The sequence below is a fragment of the Oribacterium sp. NK2B42 genome (assembly GCF_000424445.1).
GTDB lineage: Bacteria > Bacillota > Clostridia > Lachnospirales > Lachnospiraceae > Oribacterium.
The window spans coordinates 30,097-51,738 of sequence record NZ_AUJX01000003.1 but is presented as its reverse complement, the minus strand read 5'-3'; the positions used below and the strand labels follow the sequence as shown (position 1 = coordinate 51,738).

General features: G+C 44.4%; 22 protein-coding genes. 2 read left to right on the top strand and 20 right to left on the bottom strand.

Annotated elements, in window-relative coordinates; translation table 11 throughout:
- Window positions 1–28 precede the first annotated feature (28 nt).
- Window positions 29–424 (top strand): type II toxin-antitoxin system RelE/ParE family toxin, encoded by a 396-nt coding sequence (locus tag G625_RS0100245; protein ID WP_029199506.1) that lies wholly within the window; start codon window positions 29–31, stop codon window positions 422–424.
- 4 nt (window positions 425–428) lie between these two features.
- Window positions 429–701, top strand: coding sequence for a hypothetical protein (locus tag G625_RS0100240; protein WP_026513646.1), 273 nt, complete (start codon window positions 429–431; stop codon window positions 699–701).
- Between the two features lie 72 nt (window positions 702–773).
- Here G625_RS0100240 and G625_RS17645 read toward each other — a convergent pair whose 3' ends face one another.
- The 20 genes from G625_RS17645 to G625_RS0100140 all read right to left on the bottom strand — a co-directional run bounded on the left by G625_RS17645 (window position 774) and on the right by G625_RS0100140 (window position 21,623).
- On the bottom strand, window positions 774–1,925 hold the full coding sequence (locus tag G625_RS17645) for a DUF5688 family protein (RefSeq protein WP_044931021.1): 1,152 nt from the start codon (window positions 1,923–1,925) through the stop codon (window positions 774–776).
- On the bottom strand, window positions 1,922–2,083 hold the full coding sequence (locus tag G625_RS22195; protein WP_156884969.1) for a hypothetical protein: 162 nt from the start codon (window positions 2,081–2,083) through the stop codon (window positions 1,922–1,924). The genes G625_RS17645 and G625_RS22195 overlap by 4 nt, the downstream gene beginning before the upstream one ends.
- On the bottom strand, window positions 2,070–2,222 hold the full coding sequence (locus G625_RS22190; protein WP_156884968.1) for a hypothetical protein: 153 nt from the start codon (window positions 2,220–2,222) through the stop codon (window positions 2,070–2,072). Before G625_RS22190 ends, G625_RS22195 begins: the two co-directional genes overlap by 14 nt.
- A 5-nt stretch (window positions 2,223–2,227) precedes the next feature.
- Window positions 2,228–4,330 carry a type IA DNA topoisomerase gene (locus G625_RS0100220; protein ID WP_029199505.1) on the bottom strand — a complete coding sequence of 701 codons (2,103 nt, stop codon included), beginning with the start codon at window positions 4,328–4,330 and terminating at the stop codon, window positions 2,228–2,230.
- Window positions 4,331–4,340: 10 nt separating this feature from the next.
- Complete coding sequence (locus G625_RS0100215) at window positions 4,341–4,910, bottom strand: hypothetical protein (protein WP_029199504.1); 570 nt, start codon at window positions 4,908–4,910, stop codon at window positions 4,341–4,343.
- A 62-nt stretch (window positions 4,911–4,972) separates the two neighbouring features.
- Window positions 4,973–6,838, bottom strand: coding sequence for a CD1107 family mobile element protein (locus tag G625_RS17640; RefSeq protein WP_084152690.1), 1,866 nt, complete (start codon window positions 6,836–6,838; stop codon window positions 4,973–4,975).
- Window positions 6,816–7,121, bottom strand: a complete 306-nt coding sequence (locus G625_RS17635; protein WP_044931020.1) for a hypothetical protein — start codon at window positions 7,119–7,121, stop codon at window positions 6,816–6,818. Before G625_RS17635 ends, G625_RS17640 begins: the two co-directional genes overlap by 23 nt.
- Window positions 7,122–7,130: 9 nt before the next feature.
- Entirely contained in the window at window positions 7,131–9,590 is a 2,460-nt protein-coding gene (locus G625_RS17630; RefSeq protein ID WP_049895513.1) for a CD1108 family mobile element protein, read from the bottom strand.
- Complete coding sequence (locus G625_RS17625; RefSeq protein ID WP_330364919.1) at window positions 9,571–12,159, bottom strand: VirB4-like conjugal transfer ATPase, CD1110 family; 2,589 nt, start codon at window positions 12,157–12,159, stop codon at window positions 9,571–9,573. The genes G625_RS17630 and G625_RS17625 overlap by 20 nt, the downstream gene beginning before the upstream one ends.
- On the bottom strand, window positions 12,086–12,514 hold the full coding sequence (locus G625_RS0100190) for a PrgI family protein (protein ID WP_029199503.1): 429 nt from the start codon (window positions 12,512–12,514) through the stop codon (window positions 12,086–12,088). The genes G625_RS17625 and G625_RS0100190 overlap by 74 nt, the downstream gene beginning before the upstream one ends.
- 21 nt (window positions 12,515–12,535) lie before the next feature.
- Window positions 12,536–13,408 carry a VirB6/TrbL-like conjugal transfer protein, CD1112 family gene (locus tag G625_RS0100185; protein WP_029199502.1) on the bottom strand — a complete coding sequence of 291 codons (873 nt, stop codon included), beginning with the start codon at window positions 13,406–13,408 and terminating at the stop codon, window positions 12,536–12,538.
- Window positions 13,409–13,425: 17 nt separating this feature from the next.
- On the bottom strand, window positions 13,426–13,641 hold the full coding sequence (locus tag G625_RS0100180; RefSeq protein ID WP_029199501.1) for a Maff2 family mobile element protein: 216 nt from the start codon (window positions 13,639–13,641) through the stop codon (window positions 13,426–13,428).
- A gap of 412 nt (window positions 13,642–14,053) precedes the next feature.
- Window positions 14,054–15,934: a VirD4-like conjugal transfer protein, CD1115 family gene (locus tag G625_RS17620; protein WP_044931063.1), complete on the bottom strand. Its 1,881-nt coding sequence runs from the start codon at window positions 15,932–15,934 to the stop codon at window positions 14,054–14,056.
- A 62-nt stretch (window positions 15,935–15,996) separates the two neighbouring features.
- Complete coding sequence (locus G625_RS0100170; protein WP_029199500.1) at window positions 15,997–16,473, bottom strand: PcfB family protein; 477 nt, start codon at window positions 16,471–16,473, stop codon at window positions 15,997–15,999.
- A 116-nt stretch (window positions 16,474–16,589) separates the two neighbouring features.
- The gene (locus tag G625_RS0100165) at window positions 16,590–17,270 is read right to left on the bottom strand and encodes a hypothetical protein (protein WP_029199499.1); all 681 of its coding nucleotides are present in this window, start codon (window positions 17,268–17,270) and stop codon (window positions 16,590–16,592) included.
- Between the two features lie 86 nt (window positions 17,271–17,356).
- Entirely contained in the window at window positions 17,357–18,586 is a 1,230-nt protein-coding gene (locus G625_RS17615) for a zinc-ribbon domain-containing protein (protein ID WP_044931019.1), read from the bottom strand.
- Window positions 18,587–18,590: 4 nt separating this feature from the next.
- Window positions 18,591–18,911, bottom strand: coding sequence for a DUF6050 family protein (locus G625_RS0100155; RefSeq protein WP_029199498.1), 321 nt, complete (start codon window positions 18,909–18,911; stop codon window positions 18,591–18,593).
- Window positions 18,904–19,926 carry a DUF6017 domain-containing protein gene (locus G625_RS0100150; protein ID WP_029199497.1) on the bottom strand — a complete coding sequence of 341 codons (1,023 nt, stop codon included), beginning with the start codon at window positions 19,924–19,926 and terminating at the stop codon, window positions 18,904–18,906. The genes G625_RS0100155 and G625_RS0100150 overlap by 8 nt, the downstream gene beginning before the upstream one ends.
- A 1-nt stretch (window position 19,927) precedes the next feature.
- Entirely contained in the window at window positions 19,928–20,848 is a 921-nt protein-coding gene (locus G625_RS0100145; RefSeq protein ID WP_029199496.1) for a ParB/RepB/Spo0J family partition protein, read from the bottom strand.
- Window positions 20,838–21,623, bottom strand: a complete 786-nt coding sequence (locus G625_RS0100140) for a ParA family protein (RefSeq protein ID WP_029199495.1) — start codon at window positions 21,621–21,623, stop codon at window positions 20,838–20,840. The genes G625_RS0100145 and G625_RS0100140 overlap by 11 nt, the downstream gene beginning before the upstream one ends.
- Between the last annotated feature and the right edge of the window lie 19 nt (window positions 21,624–21,642).

The window sequence follows — 21,642 nt, the reverse complement described above, 5'->3', positions numbered from 1 at the left end:
TGTACCACAAATGTGATACACTTAAGCCATGAATAAAGATACATGTTTAATTTACGAAGGTGAGTTTTATAAAGTCGAGTGGTATTTCGATGACAAGGGTATCAGTCAGGCTTATGAGTACTTTTTGAAAGCGTCTGCTGTTCAGAAACGTAAGTTTCTTATCCTTGTAAAGAAACTTGCCGACTTTGGTATCATTTACGATAAAACAAAGTTCCGGAATGAGGGCGATGATATATACGCTTTTAAGCCTCAGCCGGATAGATATCTTTGCTTTTTCTTCACAGGAAAGAAGATTATCGTCACAAATGCATACCATAAGAAATCAGATAAACTGCCTCCAAACGAAAAGTCCACTGCGCTAAAGAACATGGCAGCGTATAAAAAGGCGGTTGATGAAAAGAATAAGAATGGAAAGGGGGAATAATGCAATGAAATCCACTTTTGATGAATTTATAACTGATGATCCCAAGCAGAAGGCTTTGTTCGACAAGGAATATGATGATTTCCTTCTCTCCGAGTTTATCATACAAAAAATGGAAGAAGAAAATCTCTCAGTCCGTACACTTGCACAAAAGGCTTCTGTCTCTCCTACCGTGATTCAAAAGCTTAGAAACAATGAAAGCGCCGAAAAAATCACCTACAGCACTTTTATGTCAGTAATCCGATCTCTTGGATACAAAATGCGTCTTGAAAAACTATAAAATATCTTCCCTCGAATAAGCGCTCTGACTATTCGGGGGATTTTTCGCTCACCTGTAATAAATCTTTACGCTTTATGCCAAAGCCTGTGAGCCTCTGTCCTTATTCATCTGACGAGGCTCTCTGGTTGCCTCATTCTTGGCAACAATGTCTTTCTTCTGAGCAAGTCTCTCCTTAAGGGAAGGACGTTCCTGCCTCTTTTCTTCTTTTGCAGAGGTCTTTTCTACAGCAGTTTCCTTTGAAGCCTCTGCTTCCTTTGCCGCAGCCCTTTCCTCTGCCTTGTCTGCACGGAAAAGCTCATGCTCCTTTGCGTCATAGGCATATACATGATTGGAGAGCCTTTCCTCCGGCGATACCTGTGTGGCATTCACATCCTGCACCATGCTCTCAAGAGTCTTAAGATCCATCTGATCATTCTTGGGCACGATCAGCACCTCATGCACACTCGAAGGTAAGATGAAGTAGTCCTGACCCAGCTTCTCGGTGATATCATCCATGACCTTATCGTTAAGGAGAACTGCCGCACCATTAAACTTATCCTCATTGGAAAGTACATACATCATCTCATCAGGTGTAGGCGGGATCATACCGGCGATGGCCTCCCTTGCCTCTTCCTCTGTCATGCCATTTCGCATCATATCAGGAAGCATCATATCCACCATGGTCTCTGTCATGCTCTTGAAGGTTGCCGGAGTAAGGGTGTCCATGTTATTAAGGGCGATTTGATGGAGCTGCTCTACATCCACACCGTATCCCTCCATGAGACTGTTGGTGATAGGTGCGCTCATTGTGCCGCTCTCTTCTTTGCCGATTGCGATATGGTATGTAACAGCCAGGTCATCCACCATGGTATGAGGCTTATCTGCAAGATATTCCGCATTATGCTCTGCATTGATAAGGCGGCAGGTGATACGATCCTTCACGCTGTCAAAATCCGTAAGCCTGCTAACATCGAAATCCTGTGACATCTCATGCTGAGTGTGGACATCTGCGATTGCAGCCAGGATATCATCCATAGGTCTGCCGTCCTCATGCTGCTCATAAAACTGATTGAGGTAAATGTTGGGAGCGATATTGCTGTCCTCAAGCTTTACCATAAGACCATCCAGCTTCTGATCATTGTTGTTCACAACAGTCTGTATGGATACATCCGCATCTGCGTACTTCTCAGGCAGAAACTCCTTAATACGATCTGCCACTTCCTGCTTAAACTCTTCGTAATTCATGCTTTTGCTCCTCCCTTCATTGCTGCTTCCTTCTGCATCTGTGCCTTACGCTCCAGCTTCTTCATGCCCTGCATATATGCTGTGAAGCGTGCCTTACCGCTTGTCTTTGGCTTTTCTGCAACCTCAGTTGCGATTACATAGTTTTTACTGTTCATCATTTGTTTCCTCCATAAAATCATAATAATCATCACAGGAATATTCTTTTTTGTCCCTGTGCTTTTTTATGCCAATGATTACTGCTGATACAGCTGCACCTGCCGCAATCATGACAAACATAACTTTTACAGCTTTTTTCATGCTCCTCACGCTCCCTTCTTATTTTCCGGGAACTCGAAGCTAAACTTAATTTGGAATCCCTCCTTTTCCTCCCCATCCTTATTGGTGTAATCATATGACTCCACACCTTCAGGTTTAAGAAAAGCGTCATAGGTCTTGCCCTTCTTGCTCTTAAGACCTTTCATTAAGATCTTTTCTCCTGCAAGAAGCTTCTTAATCTGCTCCTCTTCCAGCTTTCTTCCCATAGCATAGCCAAGGCTCATGCCGCATTTCTCGGTGCAGTAAGCTCCATACTTGCCAACAACGACATCCCCGCCACACTTCGGGCATTTCCCGATTGCATTTTCTGAATCAAACACTTTCTTTTCCTCCTCACTTACTCTGCTGTATGTTTTTATTAACTCCGTTACCATTTCCTTAATGCCCTTCATAAAGGCATCCGCACTCATCTCACCTTTTGAGACAAGGACAAGTGCATTCTCCCAGTCTGCTGTCATCTGCGGAGATTTCACCACATCCGGCAGGATGGTTATGAGCTTGATCCCGTCATCCGTAGGAATCAGCTTTTTCTTATCTCTTTTGACGAACCCATCCTTTACCAGCTTTTCGATGATATCCGCTCTTGTGGCAGGTGTACCAAGCCCCTTACGTTCCACATCATCATCCATTTCCGATGCACCGGCTGTTTCCATATACTTAAGGAGCGTATCCTCTGTGAATGACTTTGGCGGCTGCGTAAAGCCCTCGACCACTCTCGGATTAACATCTCGAAATGACTGTCCCTCATGTACCACAGGCAAAGACTGTTCCTCATCCTCTGCGTCGGCTTTTACCTTAAAGCAGTTCCCGAGCATCTTTTCATATTTCTTAAAGCCTTCGGATATGATGGTCTTTCCGCTTGCATGAAATTTGTACCCGTCGCAGTCAAGCTCCACCTTCATGCTCTTAAACACATGTCGTCCTGCTGTAGCACATAGAACACGATATGAAATGAGGGAAAGAATCTTCTTCTCTCCCTCTGCAAGTGCATCCATATCCTGTTTCGCTATTTCCATCGTAGGAATAACGGCATGGTGGTCTGTGACTTTTTTGCTGTTTAAGACTCGGTCGATATCCGGCGAATAATCCAGCGGCATCTTTAGTACACTCTTAAACACTGCTCCGATCACATCCTCTACAGTCTGCCCCATATCCTCAGATAGAAACTGGCTGTCAGTTCTCGGATATGTACAAAGGCGCTTTTCATAAAGGTTCTGAGTGTAATCCAAAGTCTGCCTTGCCGTAAATCCAAAAATACGGTTGGCGTCCCTCTGTAAGGTGGTAAGGTCGTAAAGTCTCGGCTGTGCGACACTTTTTTCTTCCTCCTCCACTTTTGTGATACGAACCTGATTAAATACAGCACAGCCCTCTACAGATGTTGCTTCATCTTTGGTCTTGAACTTATCAGATACCGCTTCCATGCCGTTTACATCTATATGGCAGGTATAAAACGGTTCTTTCTTAAAGGTACGGATTGCTTCATCCCTGTCCACAAGCATTGCAAGTGTAGGAGTCTGCACCCTTCCCACCTTTAAAAGCCTGTTGTAAAGTACTGTGAAAAGTCTCGTGCCATTGATACCTACAAGCCAGTCGGCCTGCTGTCTGCATAATGCACTCTGATAAAGATTTTCGTACATATATCCGGGTTTTAGATTGGCAAAACCTTCCCTTATGGCGCTCTCTTCCATGGAGGAAAGCCATAAACGCTTAATAGGCTTATCGCATCCTGCCTGCTCATATACAAGTCTGAAAATCAGCTCGCCTTCGCGCCCGGCATCGGTTGCACAAATAGTCTCGTCCACGCCTTTATCGTGCATGAGTTTCTTTAGCACCTTAAACTGAGCTTTCGTATCCTTTTTGATCTCATACTGCCACTTCCACGGCATGATCGGGAGCGACTTATACGACCATTTCTTAAGTGAAGGATCATAAGCATCTGCCTGTGCCAACTCTATCAGGTGTCCCACACACCATGAAATGATATAACCGTTTCCTTCGATGTAGCCATCCTGCGCATTCCTTACGCCAAGCGCATCCGCATAGGCTCTGGCCACACTGGGCTTCTCGGTAACCACTAACTTGTATCCCATGGCAGCCTCCTTATAAAGAAGCTTCTTTGGACTTAGTGGCAGTCTTCTGAGGCGCATCATGCTTCTGATGGGACACTTCCGCTTTCTTCTCTGAAAGCCTGTCTTTCAGGGATCCTCTCGGCTTTTCCTCCTGTTCCTTGCCTCTGGACTTATAAAACTCCACCATGCCTTTCAGCTCTCTGTTGGATACTTTTGTCCTGTCCGTTTCCCAGATTTTCTTACCGTCAGCACCTTCCCCGATGCAGTGATCCTTCCGTACTGTGGTATGACCGTCTGCGGGGAGCTTCATCCACATCCCCTTTCCGAATTTATCCTCATGTACCGCATTTGATCTCGCTACAAAAGTAGCCCAGGGACTGTGATCATTCGCATCCTTATTAGGAATAAGGATCTGCTTATACTCTTTTCCATCCTTCCCCATAAATGGCTCACCCACACAGCCCTTTCCGAACTTGATTGTGATCTCCTCCATCTTTCTTTCACCGCCCTGCTCTGTTGCGTTATTTTTTCTCATCGCCTCATTGCGCTTTGCAGTGATATCATCCAGGACATGATCTACCGTCTGTTTAATGTCTTCCATTATCTAAAAGCCTCCTTTCATAAACTGACGGAGAGGATAACCTCTCCGCCATAGATCAATAATTATTTTTGTAATACATCCTCAGAACTCTCGTCTTCTGGATCAGATACAGTTACATCTTCCATATCATCTGCTGTAGGCGCAGGATGTTCCTTCTGCTCCTCGCTAGGTTCCGGATAATCCTGATCTCCTTCGTCAAACCATGCATCATCCTCATCTTTTTCAGATTCATCAGCATCATCCGCATATACTTCCTCTTCCGGATCTTCGTCCTCATCCTCGATGAAATCGCCGTCCTGCCTTTTCTTTACGACCTTGAAATAATATGCCGCTCCGATAACTCCTGCTCCCAAAATTGCCATTATGATGTAGCCTAAAATCGGGTTGCTCTTAACAGGCTCTTCCGGTTCATCTTCTACCGTTTCCTCTGTTTCAGCTTCCGCCGTTTCTACAGTTGTCTCTGAAGGCGTTTCTACTTCATGCGTGTCATCAACATCCGTATTATTATTTGGCAAAGCGCTCTCTGTCACAGGAATCTGGGATTCAAGAGCCGCGGAGTTCTTCGGCAAAGTCTCCGAATTGTCTGTTGTGACATTAAGAAGATCATTCTCTGTGATCTCTGTCAGGAAGTAGACCATCTCCTCCTCTCCGTTACGGTCGATAATCAGATAAAATACCTTTCCGCTTGCAGCCTCAATGGTATAAAACTCTTTTCCAAGATTCTTATCCTCTTCGTTTTCATCATCCTTTTTGACGGTTTCCTCTGCATCCGCCTTTGCTAGCTCTGCTTTCTTGTGTGCTTCAGGCGAAGTATTAGCACTGGCAGTACCGGCAGCATTAACCGTACTTGTAGTATTTCCATTACTGTCAGTCTTTGTATGGTCTGTCACAGTTGCCGTAGCAGTCGAAGGCTTTGTAGCTTCAGCACTTTTAGGAAGCTGTTCTGCAGGATTACTGTCATCATCAGAATTCGGATCCTTGTAATAAGGGTTCTTTGTCTTATATACCTCCGAAACATTGCCGGCATTATCCATGGCCGTGATCGTAAAATACTCATATCCGGCATCAAACTGGGAAAGTCTTATATTTGCAGTGCCATTTGTGATATCCGTAAACTCATACCCGTTCACATAGATAACCTGGATACCGGAGTCATTGTCCGAAGCCTGAATGGTCAAAAGTCCGTCTGATACTGCCGCATTAAGGGTGGGCTTACTTGTATCAAAGCATTTTATAGAGCGGCTCCGCTCATAACTCTTATCATTGGCATCTGTCACAAGAACATATACGGTACAGTTTTCAGAAATCTCAAGGTACATATCCTCTGTAACATCGTTGTAACTGCCATTCTGTCCGATCTTTGCCTTTACGGATTTTATGGCAAAATTCCCGGTATCAAGGATATCCTCGACCTTAAACTTCACCTTCACGGAAGTCCCACTTGAATACCATTCGTCCGGTACTTTGATCGTGATTTTTACGCTTGGATCCTTATATGTGCAGTCCTTATAATTCTTACTGCACACAGGACATGCATGATTGTAATCGTACTGTGAACACTTGCTGTCACAGATACATTTTGGCTCCTGTTCAGGCGCAGGTTCAGTAGCCGGTGTGGGGTCGGATGGCCCTGTTCCATTATCAGAAGCGCTGTCACCCTTATTGGAATTATCAACGGTACCGACATCAGCGCCTTCAGATGGGTTCGGAGCATCCGTACCTGTTCCGTTTCCGTCAGAACTGTCACTCGTGTTACTTCCCGTTGCAGAATCATCAGCAGTTCCTGTCGAATTACCCGACACGCTCTCTTCGGCATATACCGATACTGTCGTGGAGCTATTCGCGAGAGCTGCTCCAAGCGGCAGTGCAAAAAGCATCACCGATAAAATCAGCGATGCAATAATCCTAACTGAAAGCTTTCTTTGCATTTTCGTTTATCTCCTTTTCATTTTCTGCATGATTAACCCCGCCTTCATCAGGCGGGGTACTTGACTTTTCCTTTGTAGACAGGATGTCTGCAACCTCTTTTTCCGAAAGGCTGTTAAACAGCGCCAGTTGCTCAGGTGTAATATGTTTTTTTCTGATGATTTTCATCGCTTCTGCATCATCCGCTTCCTGTTCTAGTCTTGCCCAGTATTTCTCACGCTCGGTGTAATACTCTTTCTTTTCAGCGGCATGAATGCGGTTTTTCTTGATTGTTTCTCTTTTCATCTTCTCTCCTTAATGTCCCGGTGGTCTGCCAAATCCATAGAAATGCGATTGCCAGTACGATGTATTGATGGAAGAGTATTTGATCGGATCACCCGCATGGATCATCTGTCCATTGCCGGCATAGATACCTACATGCGTAACAGGGTTACCGGCATTATATGTACCTGTAAAAAAGATAATGTCCCCGGCTCTTGCCTCTGATGCGCTGATATGCTGACACTGGTTATATATTCCCTGTGCCGTGGTTCTCGGCATATTACAGTAACCGCTGTGGGTAAGCACATAGCATACAAAACCGGAGCAGTCGAAGCTCGTTGACGGATTGCTGCCTCCCCATACATAAGGGTATCCAAGATAGTTCTCCGCTTCTGCTATAAGCGCTGCAACATCTCCACTACCTCCCACAGGATCAGTCAATCCGTATATAGAACCATTGCCGTTTTCAAAATAGAAAAGGGGATTATAATACTCCCCGTCCGATAAGCACTCCAGATGAAGATGGCTGCCCGTCACAGCTCCGGTACTGCCGGTCTTTCCTATAACGGCTCCATGCTTTACCGTCTGGCCTGCACTGACATTCATGCTTTCAAGATGTGCATACTTGGTGGTAAAGCCAAGAGAATCTGTGATTACGATATAATTGCCGTATTCATCGTCATAAGCCGCCGTGGTCACCGTTCCGTCATGACCTGCATACACCTCTGTTCCTTCCGGTACTGCTATATCAATTCCCCTGTGGAACTGGTTATCTCCGGTAATGGGATTTTTCCGATATCCATAGTAGCTCTTTATCAGGCTGTACCAGTCAGTATCAAGCGGGGTATAAAACTGCTGAAGCGCACCATTGGTCTGCTGATATGCCGCATATAAAACGCTCGCATCATAGTTCCCGGTGAGACACTCCTCCACGATGTCCTCCAGTGGTTTCCTTGTCAGTTCCACATCAAGGATCTGCACCGTGTACTCCTCTTCCTCTTCTTCACCGTCATCATTTGTGACCGTCCGCGTCCTCGTCTCTTCCCTTGGTGTAAGAGTCAGCTCATACATTTCCTCAAATAGCGACTCGATCTCGGTATCCACCTCCGAAGCTACCACATCCACCTTTATGGCAGACAGATAATTGATCAACGTAAAAGGGTTATGTCCGATTTCCGCAAGGTTATAATTATACTCATCATAATCAGGGTAGTCTGTTTCGATATTGTCGATGGTGTTCTGCAACGCCATTTCCCTTGAGGTCATTGCTTCGTCCGATGCATCAAGCTGTGCAGGCCTGCTCTGATAGCTTCCTGCCATGGTTGCCGAAAGACCACCATTTAATATCGCAGAGCAGCTCGATATACTCGCTGATATGAGCAAAAAGAAAAGCCCGAACAGTCCTATAGTTGCAATCGCTCCTATATGCTTCCGGGCAAACTCTTCTATTTTTCTTGCCATATTCGTGGTAGTCGTTGCTGCCTTTTGTGCGTAACCAGCCGCCTGTTTTGCCTGCGTTCCCTTCTTTATTGCCTTTGCATACTCGCGCTTGATCCTTTGTTTCTGAAGCCGTTTTTGAATGGTTTTCTTCTTTACTTCGGGGTGCTCCTCCAGATATTTCTGATAACGGAATTTAACCTCCGCCTTAAACTGTTTCTTTTCCAGAGCCGCCACCTTATTTATCTTTTGGGCCTGTTCAGCTCGCTTAAACTCTCCGGCTTTGGCTATCCCCGTTTCCACTGATTCTTCTGTCTTGTGAGCAGCTTCAACCCCGGAATTGTCCTTTTCATCCTCTGAGATCTTGTCATGCACGATCCCCTGCGCCTCCATCATTGCCCTGCGGTTTGCCGCTGTTATGGGATTATCTGGCTTCGGCTTTTTGATAACCTTATTGGTCTGAAGCTCATAGGTGGTTTTCCCGGTCTTTTCATCGAAGTGCCGAACCAGCTTATATTCCTTACGCTTTGGCATTTTCTTTCTTGCCTTCTGCGCTTTTGCCTCGGCTTTTTCCGCTTTTTTCTTAAGCATATCAAGCTTCCGACTTTTCGCTGTCTCAGCACCCGCCTCTTCCACAAAGCCTGTCTTACCATGAAAATCTCCATCAGACTGGATAAAACTGTCCTTTACCCTTGCACGGCTATCATGCTGTCTGTGCTTACGGAGTGCTCTTGTTTCCTCACGCTGAGAAACATACTCGGCATTCTTTTCATCTTCATTTTCATGTTTACTGAAAAATTCCTGATTTGCTTTTCTGCTTTTTTCATCCGCTTTGGTAGTTAGATTCTGTGAAGTATTATTAAAAATCTCCTGTGCTTCACTTACTGTCTTTTGTTTTGAAGCACTACCCTTAACCCTTGTACCGCCAGGTCTTTTCGGTCCAGCCCGTTCTTTCTTAAACTCTCCGGTATCGGATTTCCCATCAAATCCTTCGGACTTTATACCGGTTGCATCAGATATGGATTTCCTTGCCGTGCTATTCTTTTTCTTTGCCATCCGAATCATCTCCCTTATCAGCAGTATGCTCCTCTTCCTCCTGAGGACGGGTATTCATGATGGCATAAGTCTTGGTATCCGTCGGGTACCGGTCTGCAAATGGAATGACCACATCATTAAAAAGAATAAGTCCGCATCCGGATTCTGAGTTTGTAACATACTGGAGCTGCTTTTCTGAAAGTCCCAGCTTATCTGCCAGGATTACCTGATCCTTCGCGTTCTGGTTGAGGAGATATACAAACTCACTATTACCGAGGATACCCTCAATCTCCTCCGAACGAAGGAAATCACCTACGTTCTGTGTAAGTCCTGTGGGAATACCGCCCCACTTTCTGAAACGTTTCCAGATCTCAACCGAATACTGTGCTGTCTGCTTATCTCTTAAAAGCAAGTGAAACTCATCACAGTAGTAACGGGTAGCAACTCTTCGCTCACGGTTACGGGAAACCCTGTTCCATACCGCATCCTGCACGATCAGCATTCCCAGCTCTTTCAGCTGCTTTCCAAGGTCTCTGATATCAAAGCAGACAATACGGTTCTGAGAGTCCACATTTGTCCTGTGGTTGAAATAATTCTGAGAGCCATGCACATATAAAACAAGGCTGTTTGCGATACGAACCGCCTTCTGCTTTGCATCAATGGCAAGCTCCTCCGATACTGCCTTATCCGGCTCATACTTTACAAGGGCATCATATAGATCCTCCAATATTGGCATCTTCTCAGGCTTGGGATCCTTGAAATACTCATCATAAATTCCCTCGATACAGCGGTCGATTATACCTTTTTCATCATTGGCAAGACCAGTCTCTCCGCCTGCGATGGCATCACAGAGCGTGATGAGGAAATCGCTCTTAAGCTTAAGAGCCTCCCTGTCATTTTTATGGGAAAGCTGTATATCCATTGGGTTCAGATAATCCTTTGAATTGGTTGCCAGCTTAACCACCTCGCCGCCAAGCGCCTTTACAAGCGGGTAATACTCGCCCTCGGGATCACAGATCAAAATATCGTCCCTTGATACAAGAAAGCTCCCAAGGATCTCACGCTTTGCAGAAAATGATTTACCGGAACCGGGCGTACCTAAGATTACGCCGTTCGGTGTACGAAGCTTCTTACGGTCTGCCATAATCATATTGTTGCTGAGGGCATTAAGCCCGTAGTAAAGCGACTGTCCCTGTTGGAACAGTTCCTGAGTATTAAATGGTACAAGAATAGCAAGGTTCTTTGTTATCAGATGCCTGCCCTCTTTTGTATCATTGATACCGATGGGAGCTGCCGCATTCATAGCCGCTTCCTGTTTGTACTGAAGATCGATCAGACGGCAGTTTGCCTGCTGTATGATTCCTGACACCCTCTGCGATACACTCTCCAGTTCTTTCTTGTTTCTTCCGAAACTGGATATCAGAATTGTTGTCCATATGAGCTTCTGATTACTGGTATTCAGATCATCCAAAAGCTCCATGGTATTCTTTTCATACAGAACAATGTCTGTGGGAAGAATATCCATATCATATCCGGCACGAACCGCTTTCTTCTGCTCGTCAATCTTCGTTTTCTGAACATCCGAAAGCGCCCTTTTCAAGAGTTTAATTGCTTCTATCGGCTCTATTGTCCTCATGTGAATGGAGATGGCAATATTACTGTCAATATCCAAAAGCCTTTTCAAAAGCTCATCATTCAGCTTCGGGGATATGATATCCAGATATTTGGTTGCTCCAAACATATGCCCCATCTTGTATCTTCCGGGGAAACGGAACTCAAAGCCCTGCGGTGCGATATAATCCTTTACACTGTTGCCGGACTCTGCCATTTCCTTAAATGAAAAACGAAAAGGCTCCATCTTATCCTGATTGAAGAATTCATACAGGACTCTTAAGCGTTCCTTTCCGTCAAGACACTTCGCATTGGTACCAAGGTTCTTGAGATTCTTAATGATATCCGCCTCCAGGCTTATGAACCTCTGCCTTGCTTCCTTGATATTCTCCGCTTCAATGCCGAATACAATATATTTGCTTTTTATGACTCCGTTATTTCCCTTTGCAGATAGTTTCTTTAACATATCCGAAAACTCCTCACGGATATCATCGAACTTGTCTCCCTGGGGAGAGATCTCAAACTGTGCCGCCAGTGTCTCCTCATTCACATGCCTGTTGAAGAGGAAAATCTGAAAGCTGATGGTAGGATCAAAATAATTGATAAGCTGTGAATACAGCCCCAGTATATCCGCTCTCTCTTCTTCATCCAGAAGTACATAATTGAGATCGTAAAACTCAATCATCTTCGTGTAATAATTCTTTCTAACCTTGCAGATGCCATCCTGATACATCTTGTCAAAGGTTATGGTCTGCTGTGTGGAAATCTGATTGCCGGACTGACCATTATTTCCGGAAAGCGTCTTTTTGAGCTTCTTAAGCTTAAGAAACTCTGCAAGGGTAAGCCCCGTGAATCTCTCAAATATCGACTTACCACCTTTCCTGGCTGGTGCTGTCTTTGCTGGCTTATTCGTCTGCTTCCCGCTTACCTTCGGCTTTGCCGTAACGCTCTTCTTTCCACTTTTTTTGCTTGCGCTCAAGAGCTTCCACCTCCTTTTCCATAGATTCTCTTTCTCTTAACTGCTCGTAGAGGTTTTCCACCTTGTACCTTCGTATCCCGGGCCGGATAAATCTCATCTCTATGACCTGCTTCAAATACTGCTCCGCAGGCACTCCGTCCTTTTCATACATTGCTATAAAGAAGAACGGGAGCATGACTGCCACCATCATGAGGGCAGCCACGTCCGTCCCGATTACCTTTCTTGTCAGAAGATAAAATGGTACTCCCACCACAGCAGCCGCTCCAAAGCAAATGACCTGACGCTTTGTAAAATTCCCAATGAATTTCGACTTGATCGCCTTCGGGTCTTTTGCCACATCAACTGCGATTGCCATGTTCTCTGTCACCTCCGATTTTTATGAAGCATGAAGGATGCTTTTTGCAAGTGAACTTGTCTTAAACAGGGAGAAGCACAGGACAACGGTATACGCCATTACCTGCCAAAGTGCCGAGTGCAGATTTGAAGCTACTGCTACAGCATTTACAAGGACTGCGTAGATTGCCACGCATACCATAATGAAAAATCCCTGGAAAGCCAGTGCTATGCATCCTTTGATATAGTTGGATCCGATGCTTCCCCACTCCCTGTTCACAAGAGTTGCAAAAGGCATCGGCGCTACCGAAACATAAAGATAGATTTCAATCATGCGCCCGTATAATATGACGGTGATCAAAACGGACATGATCTTCATACAAAAGCTGCAGAACATCGTTTCTATGCCAAGACCTATCAGCTCCCCTATCTCCATGGTTGATAGCTGTGATGAAAACATGGACTGAATCGTAGCTCCCACATCAAGCGACGTGGAACCTGTGATGGCACCCGCAGCCTCATTTACCATGTGACCGCCTACATCAAAGATCGCCATAACGATATCTGAAGTCTTGCTAAGTAGCATTACAGCTATGCAGGCCTTGAAAAGATATCTGAAGAAAAGGCTCGTATCGAATTCATGCATGTTATTCTTGTCTATTACCATCGTTATCAGTTCATAGCACAACACATAGGTTATGATGATTCCGGCAATCGGTATGATGACCGTATCTGACAGGTTCTTGATCATATTGAAAATACCTGCGTTCCATGCGCTGGGAGTCTGGCTAACCTCTCCGGCAATGGTGCCTACCTTTTCGTTCACATCGGTAAACATCCCATCGAGGTTAGACATTACCCAACCTTGCAGCATTTCCTTTATGAGTTCGGTAATCTTTTCAACGATAGTGTTCATCTATCGTGATCTACTCCTTATGAGAAGAGGGAAGTAAGCTGAGGGATCACCGTCTGGGCGATTATTACGATACCTCCGCCCGCCATCAGCTGCTTGATTCCCTGTGATTTTGCACCTGGGTTATCGTTGCCGTATCCTTCCAAAAGGTTTATAATTCCCCATACAGCAACACCTGCTCCTATGGCGGTTACGACGGTTTTAAGGGCTGTTACGCTACTAGAAAAAAATGCCATAATATCATTTAGTCGAACATGTGTCCTGTTTTATCGTGCTAACCCGTTTATTTACTGGGTTTTTACTGGGTTTTCTATCTCAGTTCTAAACTAGAATTTTGTTCATTTTCTATAAAAACTGGACAAAACAACAAAACACATGTCCATCCTCCTTCCAAAAAATGTTATTGTTTATGTTTTTAATTACTCTTGGAAGGCATAAAAATACCCTGCACCATCTATCTGTGCTGTATCGCACATATCTGATAAAATGAACGCAGGGTCTGGTTATGCCATTCCTACTTGAGGCAGATGATGATGTTTGCTTGGTAGGCGCTCATCGTCTGCTTCCTTTATAGGTGGAATCCGCATCAGGTTTGTCCGCAAGGATCCGTTTAGCTTCATCCTATGAAGTTGTAAGTGCGGTCTTGGCTCAAGTCCCGGATTTCTCCGACCTTTCGCCTTTGACCTGTTCAATTTTTCCTGTTTCGGCATCATATTCAAATGCCGCATCCATCTTGTCATCCGGCTTTACCACCGCATGGCAGAGGTTTTTGACATATTTTTCAATATCAAATTCATTTTTCTTGTCATAATCGGACAGCTTCTTGTATTGCTTATGCTGTGTTATATCGAATTTGTCTGAGAAAAAAGGTCTCACGCCTCTCAGCTGCATGATACATTTCCCACCGTCCATGACTGCTATCTCATCCTGGCTCATGAGTTCTTTCCCGGTCTTCTGATAATTCAGACCGTAGGACTGACTCGTACCTCTTGTATCTGAGGTGTTATAAAGATCAATGGTTTCCTTACCGAGGATCTCTGCCATTTCTTTCAAGGTTGTCTTTTCCTTGCCTCCCAAAAACAGGGTCGTGTCGCAGTTGCCTTCGATAGTGTCCGCATTGTCCTTATAAATTGCCTTGAGCTGGGACTTTGACTGTAAAATAATAGAAGCCGATATTTCTCGCGATCTGATGGTCGCTATCAGCTTCTCAAACTTGGGGACCTGACCGATATTTGCAAACTCGTCCAAAAGACATCGCACATGGATCGGCAGTCTCCCGTTATAAACATTGTCAGCGATCTCGCAGAGCAGATTAAAAAGCTGGGTGTACATGATACTGACAATAAAGTTAAATGTATCATCCGTATCGGAAATGATTACGAACAATGCCGTTCTTTCTATCCCCAGCTTATCAAGCTCCAGTTCATCATAACTTGTAAGCTCACGAAGCTCCGCAATATCAAATGGTGCTAATCTCGCTCCACAGCTAATAAGTATAGACTTAGCTGTCTTACCGGCGGCCAATTTGTATTTTTTATATTGGCGCACCGCAAAGTGATTCGGATTCTTCGCTTCAAGCTCGTCAAAAAGTAGATCCACTGGGTTTTTGAAGCTTTCGTCGTCCTCACGTGCCTCACTGGCATCGATCATGTCTATGAGCATCGAAAAATTCTGCTCACTTTCCGGAGCCTCATAATAGATAAAGCCGATGTATGCCGTGTATAACAGCTTCTCGGCTTTGACCCAAAAATCTTCCCCGGACTGCTGGCCCTCTCCCTTCGTATTTACTATGATCGTGTTTACCAGCTTTAAGATATCCTTCTCACTACGAATGTAGGCGAAGGGGTTATAGTGCATGGAGCGTGCAAAGTTTATTGTGTTCAGAACCTTTATTTTGTATGGCTGAAAAATGGGATTTCCTTTATCATCTTTCTTGATTTTTCCGTCATCATCGACTACCGGAATGCCCTTCTGAAGCATCTTCCCGCATTCAATCAGGACTGTGCCTTTTGGATCCGTAACTACATAGGAACTATGCATCTGCATCAGGTTCGGCTTCACGAAAAAGCGGGTCTTTCCACTACCACTACCTCCTATGACCAGGATATTCTTATTCCTGGCATATTTCGGTGAGCTTGGTCTGCCCGACATCATGAGCCGCTCCGATGCTGTTAAGATGATATTGTTCTCGAATACCGGATCCATATATGGCTCGATATCCTTGACATTTCCCCATCTTGCGGAACCATACTCCACACCGTGTCTGAACTTCTTGGCATTTTTTGCCTTGAAGTATACCACCAGGCGAAAGCCTACTCCGCAAGCCACTCCAAAAAGCAGATCCATTGGATTAAAACTTGGCAGAGGATTGGCAAAAGCCTCTCCCAACCTTGAAGCCGTATCCATAAGCCTCGGGAAGAATTCTCCTTCGACATTCCTGAACATCCATGCTGACTTATCACAACAATATCCTACGATCACATAGGGGATGCTCATGCGGATCAGCTTGTTTTTACCCGTTCCTTTCATCTTTTTCCGTATGGAATCGGGTATGTTCCTTAAATCTTTTACAATTCCATCTACTACCTTACTCATAGGCTCGGTCCCCTGTTCTTGGTTTTTTCTCTGGCACGCTCCTTGTTCATCATTTGAGTCCAGAGTTCCTTATAACGGTTAAGCCTGTTCCTTACGGATTCACGATTCTGCTTCTTTTCATTTCCATGCACAAATTCTTTGAATGCCATCGCGATCACGTCGGCATCCCTGCCCTTGAAAAAAACTACATACTTTGGCGGATCCACGGTCTTATCTTTTTTCACGGCGAAATCAACATTGTACTTTTTTGCAACACGCTCAAAAGATTTAATGTTGTTCTCTGTTATCTCCATGGTATTCGCACCCTGATCCTTACCCATGAGCTTTTTTACGGAAATCTTCCCGTGCCAATTAGCCCTTTTATTCTTAAGATGATTAAGATAGGCTATCATGGCTTTTTTCAGCACATCGGCGGTCAGTTTGGAGGTTCTGATCACAAGGGCAATAGATTTTTGTGTTACTTCTTCCTGCATCATCATCATCCTCCTGTCTTTCGTTTATCCTCTGGTTATGTTCACCGCCAGGGAGGCACCAGCAGCCTCCTAAGGTATATTTTTCTCATATCGTTCCTTTCCATCCCAATGGACTATTAATTCAAAAGATAAATCGTATATAGATTGGCAAATACTGTCCCATACTCGACCCTCAGATCATCCAACAAGAGGCACTGGAACAGAACGGCTCTTATTACATCATCATTCAGCCTGACAAGTTCTCTGTATTTGTCACCTGCCGCCTGTTGTGTATCACCATCAGCCGCATGAGCATTTCTTTCATCCCGTGCGACCATTTGTCTGTACTCAAGGCAATCCGCATAAAGAGAGCGTATCTGATATTTTCCCAAATAAAAGGCGTAGGTATCCTTGCCCTCATAGGTTTTCTTACTTTTCTCAAGCTCTTCAGCTGAGATGGAAAATGTGCAGATATCCGTTTCTATCACAGTCTTTCCATTGTAATCGGGTTTTAGCTTTCCCCCGTACCAGTTGATATGCCTGTATATTTCCTCCCTGCCAGTAATAAGTGCTGCCCTGTGAAAGTCAGTCTTTCCAAGGAAAACATCCATATAAACATTATTGGCTGAAAGGGTATCGTTCCATATAAGCTTCTTATGCTCCTTCACACGGAGCAGATACTGAAGAATATTTACAAGCCGCGCTTTGCTGTCTATTTCCCGGAAAGCTTCTGCCGGGACAATAAGATTGTTGAATTTCAAGGGTGTAGAACCTTTCTCTATTTCTTTTGCAACAAGCGTTTTCAAATCCTTTGTCATAAGCGCCTCCTTAACACAAAAAAGGGAGCAGCTTCATTCCTCTTATGAGGTCTAAAACCGCTCCCTATCGCTGTATTTACCATATTTCATTTTTCCATATATTTTCCGAACAGAATTTCTCTGTCTGTTGTCACATCAGGCTCAATCTCTATACCCAGAATATGAAGCGCCAGCCTGATCGCCTCTGCAAGTGCTTCATCAGAATTATCAAGCCTTGTGATACATACACAGTCTTCAAATTCTTTATCTTTCTGTTTGAGGATCCGTATCATTTTTATTCTTGCATTTCTGCAGAGCTGCGTCTTTGCATACTCCCACCGATATCCGTCCTTTGTATTGTAAAACGGTTTTGAAAATTCAATAACCGCATTTATACTTTTTATATAATTTGAAAGCGGAACACCGATCAGTTCCTCTTCATCTATGATAATCGTATATCCTTCCTGCGAAAGATAATATCTAAGAAGCATATCCGGGAATTCTTTTTCAAATGCTTTCCTGCATATATGACACGGCTCATTATCAATAGCCCTGTCAGCGATCTTCGCTCTCCATCTGTGACCATGATGACATTTCCACCAGACAATCCGCATGGAATTACGATGAACCGATTCAGGAGAAATCATTTTATTCCTGTCATGATCCCATTCACGTACCAGCACCGGATCTGTTGTGGCAAGGTCATTTACACCTTTTTCTACAACTCTGTCAGAGCATACCGGACAGGAAGAACCTTTTACCCTGCTGTCAATCACTGCCCGCCACTCATAACCACACACATGGCACTTCCACCAGACATTTTCTCTTGACTTCGGGAACACTTCATCTGCCCTCTTGGGCGAATTCTTCTCAGACCATTCCCTGGCAAGCTCCGGAAAATTACTGGCAAGATCATTGAAGCCTTTATATACCTTATGCCCCTCACAATACGGACACTGGCTCCCGTAATATCTGTCAGCTACCTTTGCAACCCATTCATGACCGTGGATACATTTCCACCAGACAGATTTATTGCTACAGGATAAAACCATGTCAGGCAAAAGCGGCAGGTTTTGGTCTGACCATTCCGATATAAGCTCCGGCTTCATCGTAGCAAGGTCATTAAAGCCTTTCAAAAGCTGATTGCCTGAACAATACGGGCAGTCAGCGCCATTTACCCTGTTCTTAACTATCGCCTGCCATTCGTGACCGCAGGTACCTTTCCACCATACCCGCTTTTGTGATCCGATTGTCACATCAGAAGGTCTGAGCGGAAGATTCATATTGCTCCACTGTGTAGCAAGCTGCGGACATTTCTCCGCTAATGTTTCCTTCATTCCATCACAGCCTCCCCGTTATCACCTGCACAGTTGTCACTGCCGCTTTTACTATGGCTATAATTGCCATAAATCCGCCTATGATCCCTCCGACGATGCAATCCAGGGCAATAACTCCAAGAGAACCTGCTATTCCATAATTCCTTGGAATAAGCCACAGCCACATCCTTCTGATTCCAAACGGGAATCCCACTAGAATCCAAAACAGGAAGTAGTCAAACCCTTCCGGCTTATTGCAGACAGGATAGCAGAACAGCACCATAAAGCTGATTGCAAGTAACGGTAACATGACTTTGAAAATGATCGCCGATATCCTCTCACTCATTGGCTGCCCTCCTCTGCTCATTCATCTCGATCCATTTCTCACTATACATGTCGTGATGGACAAGCTGCGTATAAAAGTTGTCTATCGTGGTCGGTGCGTTAAAGAGAGTTGCTATCATGTATTTTTTCATGTTTCGGATTTCTCCAAGGTTCTCTGATATCTTCCACATCGCATAATCAATATGGCTGGCATTCAAGGACAGGAACCGCTTTTTGATAATGCTCTGGGGATACTCTGTTCCACCAATAACCAGACTCTCTCTTTTCCCGACAACCATCTCAACAATCACCTGATACATTTCCTCATAACGGTTGTTGTACTCAGCCTTGTATCTGGGCGCATAATCGCAATAATCAATATTTTCCTTGACCTGATCTATGAGATCTTCAATCGCATCCTCATCCCATCCTGAGTTGTTCATATGCTCAGCTGCCCCTTTAGTATTATAAGAAACCTGGATAGGATTAAGATTAGGCTCTATAATATTTTTTAAATTATTATTAGTATCTATAGGTGCGGTTTTTCCTGCTTCAAGAACACGAAAAATCCCATCTCTAGAGATCGGTTTTTCATCACTCAAGACATTGGTTTTTCCTGTTTCAGAAAAAAGTTTTCCACAGTCCTCCGATTTTTTAGAGGACGATATTTCCGACTTCTTGGTTACAAAATTCTTCACATAGATGATATCCGGTTTGCCCTGTCCTCTGCGTTTTTTCTCGATAAGTCCGAAGTCTATCAGATTCTTTAGCGTGGATCTTGCTTTATCTGCACTGCATCCGTGAAGCAGCTTCTGTATGGATTCCAATGATCTTATGACATAGGTTTTTCCTGTTTCATCAACCCATCCATTCTGCCTGGAAAACGCCACCTGCTCATGGAGGAACCCATATAATACACATTCAGCCAGACCTAATTCTTCGTAGTCAGGATCCTCGAAAAATATCTTCGGTATCTTTAAGAACCGGAACTGTTCACTCTCTGCACCGGAATAGTATTCGTAATCGTACTTTGGCATCTTACATACCTCCATGCGTCTTACGGTAATCAGCAAGCAGTCTTACAATAAGACTCTCTATTTCTGCATCACTCGCTTCAGCCGGAAAATACTGCATGATAACTTCATGCTTGATGACCACATTTCTTTCCTTAATACTGGCTACTGCCAACAAGGCATGAAGTGCTTCCTTTGTGCAACTATTTTCCTGTGAGAGTCTTTTTATCTGCTGTGCCTGCGAAAGAGACGGAACAACATCATCTTCCTTCATTACTTCTAAAAGAAGAAACTGTTCATTCGGTGAGAGATATGATAATTCAACGGCCGGATTGAATTTAATCTTCTTGCTATCCACCATTTCCAATAGGTCAGGGAGCAATTCCGTTAAACGGATATATCTTTGGATAGTTCTTGCACTATCACTGTTGCCCTCACTGAGCTGATTCACACTCCATAAATTCTCGCCAACTTGGCGAGAATTATTTGCATCAGGACGTCCCGCCTTATTCTGTCGCTTTATCGCGTCAAGCTTCATTTTATATGCAAACGCCTTTTCACTCGGCAGAATCTCTTCTCTTTGAAGGTTAGCGTCCACCATCGCTATCACGGCTTCATCGTCCGTCAGATCCCTTATGATCACCGGAACCGTCTGTAATCCTACGATTTCCGCCGCATGTTTACGCCTGTGACCGGATATGACCTCGTAGCCACCCTCCGGTCGATTGCGAACCATGATTGGAACAAGAATTCCATTCTCACGGACGCTTTCAACAGTCTGCGCCATCTTTTCATCGTCTAATACCTTAAAAGGATGATTATGAAATGGGAAAAGCTCTCTAATAGGAACATCAAGCACTTGTCCTGTCTGCTCCTGATCTATGCCAAATAACGAATCCAATCCTTTAAGCTGTACTCTGTCCGGAAGAGTTTTCTTAGCAGCCATGTCCCAGCACCTCCTTCGTCAGTTCTTCAAAAGCTTTTGCAACTTTGCCCCTTGGATCATGCTTATATATACTGACTCCAAAAGCGGTACATTCCTTTGCCCTCACAGACTCCGGTATCATCACATCAAAAACTGTTATCTGGCTTCCGTATGCATCGCGGAGCTTTTCTATGATATCCTTCTCATGGTTTGTACGGGTATTTACCTTATTGATAACGATACCTTCGATCTCAAGCTTTCTGTTTAATTTCCTCTTGGTCGAACCTATAGATGTCAGAAGCTGCTGAAGCCCTGCCATTGAAAGATAAGATGCTTCTACTGGTATGATTACAGAATCCGCCGCAGTCAGTACATTGATTGTTACCAGATTGAGGCTGGGTGAACAATCAATCAAAATATAATCGTATTCATCCCTGACGCTTGATACGAAAGCATCCAAAAGATGCTCCCTGCTCAAAGCGTTCATGATCATATAATCCATCCCGGCAAGCTTTATATTGCACGGCATGATATCCACGCCCTCACCGTTATGGAGAATATACTCCTCAGAATCTATTGGAGTCTCATTTATCTCTCGCTCGATGAAAGACGCCAATGTATTTTCCAATTCATCCGCATTATCAACTCCAAGACTTGATGTAAGATTACCCTGGGGATCAGTGTCGATTACAAGTACCCTTTTGTCCTTCATAGCAAGGCCAACGCCAAGATTACTTGCCAGCGCTGTTTTCCCGACTCCCCCTTTTTGATTAGCTACTGCGATTACTTTTGCCATAACCGTTCCTCCTAGTTCC

What these genes read in the sequence shown, in the direction of transcription:
- G625_RS0100245 (WP_029199506.1), top strand. Translation starts at nt 29, where the DNA reads ATGAATAAAGATACATGTTTAATTTACGAAGGTGAGTTTTATAAAGTC.
- G625_RS0100240 (WP_026513646.1), top strand. Translation starts at nt 429, where the DNA reads ATGAAATCCACTTTTGATGAATTTATAACTGATGATCCCAAGCAGAAG.
- G625_RS17645 (WP_044931021.1), bottom strand. Translation starts at nt 1,925, where the DNA reads ATGAATTACGAAGAGTTTAAGCAGGAAGTGGCAGATCGTATTAAGGAG.
- G625_RS22195 (WP_156884969.1), bottom strand. Translation starts at nt 2,083, where the DNA reads ATGATGAACAGTAAAAACTATGTAATCGCAACTGAGGTTGCAGAAAAG.
- G625_RS22190 (WP_156884968.1), bottom strand. Translation starts at nt 2,222, where the DNA reads ATGAAAAAAGCTGTAAAAGTTATGTTTGTCATGATTGCGGCAGGTGCA.
- G625_RS0100220 (WP_029199505.1), bottom strand. Translation starts at nt 4,330, where the DNA reads ATGGGATACAAGTTAGTGGTTACCGAGAAGCCCAGTGTGGCCAGAGCC.
- G625_RS0100215 (WP_029199504.1), bottom strand. Translation starts at nt 4,910, where the DNA reads ATGGAAGACATTAAACAGACGGTAGATCATGTCCTGGATGATATCACT.
- G625_RS17640 (WP_084152690.1), bottom strand. Translation starts at nt 6,838, where the DNA reads ATGCAAAGAAAGCTTTCAGTTAGGATTATTGCATCGCTGATTTTATCG.
- G625_RS17635 (WP_044931020.1), bottom strand. Translation starts at nt 7,121, where the DNA reads ATGAAAAGAGAAACAATCAAGAAAAACCGCATTCATGCCGCTGAAAAG.
- G625_RS17630 (WP_049895513.1), bottom strand. Translation starts at nt 9,590, where the DNA reads ATGGCAAAGAAAAAGAATAGCACGGCAAGGAAATCCATATCTGATGCA.
- G625_RS0100190 (WP_029199503.1), bottom strand. Translation starts at nt 12,514, where the DNA reads ATGGCAATCGCAGTTGATGTGGCAAAAGACCCGAAGGCGATCAAGTCG.
- G625_RS0100185 (WP_029199502.1), bottom strand. Translation starts at nt 13,408, where the DNA reads ATGAACACTATCGTTGAAAAGATTACCGAACTCATAAAGGAAATGCTG.
- G625_RS0100180 (WP_029199501.1), bottom strand. Translation starts at nt 13,641, where the DNA reads ATGGCATTTTTTTCTAGTAGCGTAACAGCCCTTAAAACCGTCGTAACC.
- G625_RS17620 (WP_044931063.1), bottom strand. Translation starts at nt 15,934, where the DNA reads ATGAAAGGAACGGGTAAAAACAAGCTGATCCGCATGAGCATCCCCTAT.
- G625_RS0100170 (WP_029199500.1), bottom strand. Translation starts at nt 16,473, where the DNA reads ATGCAGGAAGAAGTAACACAAAAATCTATTGCCCTTGTGATCAGAACC.
- G625_RS0100165 (WP_029199499.1), bottom strand. Translation starts at nt 17,270, where the DNA reads ATGACAAAGGATTTGAAAACGCTTGTTGCAAAAGAAATAGAGAAAGGT.
- G625_RS17615 (WP_044931019.1), bottom strand. Translation starts at nt 18,586, where the DNA reads ATGAAGGAAACATTAGCGGAGAAATGTCCGCAGCTTGCTACACAGTGG.
- G625_RS0100155 (WP_029199498.1), bottom strand. Translation starts at nt 18,911, where the DNA reads ATGAGTGAGAGGATATCGGCGATCATTTTCAAAGTCATGTTACCGTTA.
- G625_RS0100150 (WP_029199497.1), bottom strand. Translation starts at nt 19,926, where the DNA reads ATGCCAAAGTACGATTACGAATACTATTCCGGTGCAGAGAGTGAACAG.
- G625_RS0100145 (WP_029199496.1), bottom strand. Translation starts at nt 20,848, where the DNA reads ATGGCTGCTAAGAAAACTCTTCCGGACAGAGTACAGCTTAAAGGATTG.
- G625_RS0100140 (WP_029199495.1), bottom strand. Translation starts at nt 21,623, where the DNA reads ATGGCAAAAGTAATCGCAGTAGCTAATCAAAAAGGGGGAGTCGGGAAA.